This window comes from Parabacteroides sp. An277 (genome assembly GCF_002159645.1).
Classification (GTDB): domain Bacteria; phylum Bacteroidota; class Bacteroidia; order Bacteroidales; family Tannerellaceae; genus Parabacteroides.
Genome location: NZ_NFJB01000072.1, coordinates 1 through 3,790 on the forward strand (window position 1 = coordinate 1; position 3,790 = coordinate 3,790).

Sequence of the window (3,790 nt, forward strand, 5' to 3'; positions counted from 1 at the left end):
CAAATGACAATTAATTTTTAGGAGAAATGGCATCGCGAAAAAGAGAGAGTAGAATTTTATAATATATATATAATATATATATTATATATATTATATATATATTATAACTCTTTTTCTTAGGGGTAGCCGGGGGAAAAGCATTATCTCAAAAAAGCTAATTGTCATTTGTAAGAATTGTAAGTGTAAGGAAAGAAAGCAACGAACATGACAGGCCATTTGTGAAGTTTTAGAATTGAGAATCAGTTGTTTCTGTATTTTTAACCTTTTGGTTCCCATTATTTCCATGGCAATGTGCGAAAATTTACCTATCTTTGTTTCGTTGAGTGAAAAGAACTACCTTTGCAGCGTCATGCTATTAAATTAGAAATATGAACCGGAACATTATCGCCCTTTATCTGGTCAAGCTGTCGAAGTGGTTTTCACTTGTGATGCCCATCATCGTCCTTTTTTATGAGGAGCATGGACTGGGCCTGCACGACGTGTTCGTCCTAAAGAGTGTCTATTCGGTAGCGGCCGTAGCGCTCGAAATACCGTCGGGATACTTGGCAGACGTATGGGGGAGGAAGCGATGCTTGCTGTTAGGCTGCTTGCTCTTCTTTGGTGGGTACGCATGCTATTCGTTCACATCGACTTTTGCCGCTTTTCTCTGTGCCGAATTGCTCTTAGGCATGGGGCAGACATTGGTAAATGGTGCCGACTCGGCCCTGCTATACGATACGCTCTTACGCCATAAGCGCGAAGGGGAATACTTCCGCTACGAAGGGCGGATGACGATGGTGGGGAACTTTGCCGAAGCGACGGCTGGCATCCTGGGGGGGCTTTTGGCCGTCTGTTCCCTCCGTTACCCGTTCTACGCCCAGGCGTGCGTGGCATTCATGGGGATACCTGCGGCGCTTTCACTTCAAGAGTTTACGCGCGTAGGGCAGGTACAGAACCCCTGGAAAGAGATGGCGCGTATTATCCGTTATTCGCTCGTCACGGACCGGGCGCTATGCAGCAACATCCTCTATTCGGGCGCTATCGGAGCCGCTACGCTCACGATGGCATGGTTCGTACAGCCCTTCTTGATGCATATAAATACACCTACGAAATGGTTCGGTATCATCTGGACGGTGTTGAATTTGACGGTCGGAGTGGCGGCTTTGGGGTCGGACCGTATTCAACGTAAGTGGGGGATGGCACGCATGAACGGGTTCATCTTAGTGATGGTGGCGGGCGGATATGTGGCATTAGCCTTCCAGCTGACGTGGGCAGGGCTGGGTGTCTTGTTCCTCTTTTATATCGTGCGGGGCTTGGCGACCCCCGTATTGAAGGGATACATCAACCAACTGACCTTTTCGGAGATGCGGGCCACGGTGCTCTCCATCCGCAATTTCGTCATCCGCCTGATGTTTGCCGGGGTAGCCCCTTTCGTAGGATGGCTGAACGACACCTATTCGCTCCGTGCGGCGCTTTTGGCATCAGCTGCGCTCTTCTTCCTTCCCGGATTCCTTTTCTGGTGGTGGGGCAGGAAATAACGTCAGGAATTGCTTTTCGCCTTCATCTCCCGCAAGACTTTGCCTGCAAGCGGGATGGCCAAAAGAGCCGAACAGACGTCCGCCAACGCTTGGCTCATCTCCACTCCCTGCAACCCTAACCAGATGGGGAGGAGCCAAATGAAAGGAATGAAGAAAAGTCCTTGGCGGGAAGCCGCTAAGATAGTGGCCGGAATAGGCCGGCGGATGGTTTGGAGCATCATGTTGCAGAGCATAATCCAAGCGCTCAGAGGGAGCGAGATGAGTTGCCAACGGAGGGCGTTCGTGCCTACCTGCGTCACCATCGGGTCTCCTTTGCGGAAGAGTTCTACAATCTCGGGGGCGAAAATATATCCTAACACAGCGCACACCAACAAGAAAAGGGTACCGAAGCGGACACAAAACCAGAACCCTTCGCGCACCCTCCGGTAAAGCCCTGCCCCGTAATTGAATCCGCACACGGGTTGGTACCCCTGTCCGAAACCAATAATAAACGAATTGATAAACATGCAAATGCGCGTCACGATAGACATGCCGGCGATGGCTGCATCCCCAAAAGCTCCCGCCGAGACATTGAGGCAAATCGTGGCCAAGCTCCCCAACCCCTGCCGGCAGAGGGAAGGGGTTCCGCCTTGTACGATTTCTTTGAGCATCGGAAGCGTAGGCGTGAAGTTACGCCACCGGATACGGATATTGTTCCCTCGCCGTTCCATCATCAGGAGCAGGAAGAAACTGCATATCTGGCTGCATACCGTGGCGATGGCCGCCCCCTGGATGCCCATCCCGCAGGTAAAGATAAGCAAAGGGTCGAGCCCTACGTTCAGGACCGCCCCGAGCGTAATCCCTACCATCGCATAGAGCGCATTCCCCTGGAAACGCATCTGGTTGTTCAATACCAACGAAGCCGCCATGAAGGGGGCGCCCAGTAGGGTGATACCCAAATAACGCTCCGAATAGGGCAGGATGGTCGGCGTGGAACCCAGTATGCGGGCGATAGGCGTCAAGAAGAGAAGGCCGAAGAACGTCACGCAACCCCCTGCCAGGAGCGCGCAAAAGAACCCCGTAGATGCCATCCGTTCGGCATTGCCCGTATCTTTCGCCCCTAATTTACGCGAAATATAGTTCCCCGAACCATGCCCGAAAAAGAACCCCAACGCCTGGATAATGGCCATGACCGAGAAGGCGATGCCTACGGCCGCCGTGGCTTGCGTATTGATTTTACCCACGAAATAGGTATCTGCCATGTTGTAAAAGGCGGTGATGAGCATGCTGATAATGGTCGGGACGGCCAGCGAGGATATCAATCCCGGTAGGGAAGCCGTCGTCATGTAGGTAAATTTGTCTTTCATATCGCTTGCAAAAGTAGGATATTCTCTTAAAAAGCGGTTCGTAAGCCCTAAAAAATCTTGTCAATGAGGATGTTTTTGACGTAAGGCAAGCGTCGCTTATGCGATATACCCTTATCTTTGCCCCCGATTTTAGAAAAGCTGGCCTCTTCCTATCGGAATGTGGAAAGCTTTTTTTATTTCCTGAAAATCAGGAGCCGCCCCATCTTTTTAGGGATAAAGAGAGGAAGGCGGGGGCTATCCCCCGCATGGTGGTTATGTTTAACGTAAATGTATTTATATGAAGCTAAAAGCTTATTTTCTCATGGCTTCCGTCCTTTTGTCGGGCGTTTCGGCGGTCGGCATCCGGGATGCGAAACCAGTCGAAGGGGTTCATCCCGGAGACTTGGCGCCAAGGATTGAATTAAGCGGAAAGGGCCAACCGGCCATCTATTTCCAAAATCCGGACGGACGTTACACGCTTGTCCATTTCTGGGCGGCTTATGATGCCGAATCCCGTGCGCGGAATGTCTTGCTCTGGAACAAAGTAAACCGTTTGAATGCTACCGGGAAAGGAAAGGTAGCTATGTACTCTATCTCGTTCGACGAGGCCTCGTCCGTATTCGAAGGGACTATCCGGACGGACAAACTCGTAGGAACCACGCAATTGCACGAAGCGGAAGGTCGGCATTCCGACCTGTTCCGGACTTATGGGCTGGAGAAGGGGTTCAAGAATCTCCTGATAAACGACGAAGGGGTCATCATCGCCTCGAACGTATCTCCGGATGAGCTCGCCCAGCTATGCGACCGAATTTGACAACACTGGCCAATGCATCTATTAAGCGGGTGTATCAAAATAGGGAAATATTATCAGGAAGTAACTGAAAAGCTCCCCTGCCCTTAGGGGAGCTCCCCGCAGGGGTGAGGGGTTGTTTCTTATTATGAGAGATT

General features: G+C 51.1%; 3 protein-coding genes. 2 read left to right on the forward strand and 1 reads right to left on the reverse strand.

From position 1 onward, the window contains the following. The first annotated feature begins 368 nt into the window (after positions 1-368). The gene (locus tag B5F77_RS15210; protein ID WP_087332297.1) at positions 369-1,517 is read left to right on the forward strand and encodes an MFS transporter; all 1,149 of its coding nucleotides are present in this window, start codon (positions 369-371) and stop codon (positions 1,515-1,517) included. A 2-nt stretch (positions 1,518-1,519) separates the two neighbouring features. On the opposite strand, the gene B5F77_RS15215 is transcribed toward B5F77_RS15210, so the two are convergent. Next, the gene (locus B5F77_RS15215) at positions 1,520-2,863 is read right to left on the reverse strand and encodes an MATE family efflux transporter (RefSeq protein ID WP_239446393.1); all 1,344 of its coding nucleotides are present in this window, start codon (positions 2,861-2,863) and stop codon (positions 1,520-1,522) included. Positions 2,864-3,140: 277 nt separating this feature from the next. Here B5F77_RS15215 and B5F77_RS15225 point away from each other — a divergent pair, with 277 nt between their 5' ends. Next, a complete protein-coding gene (locus tag B5F77_RS15225; protein ID WP_087332300.1) occupies positions 3,141-3,656 on the forward strand; it encodes a thioredoxin-like domain-containing protein in 516 nt (171 codons plus the stop codon). Positions 3,657-3,790: the final 134 nt, after the last annotated feature.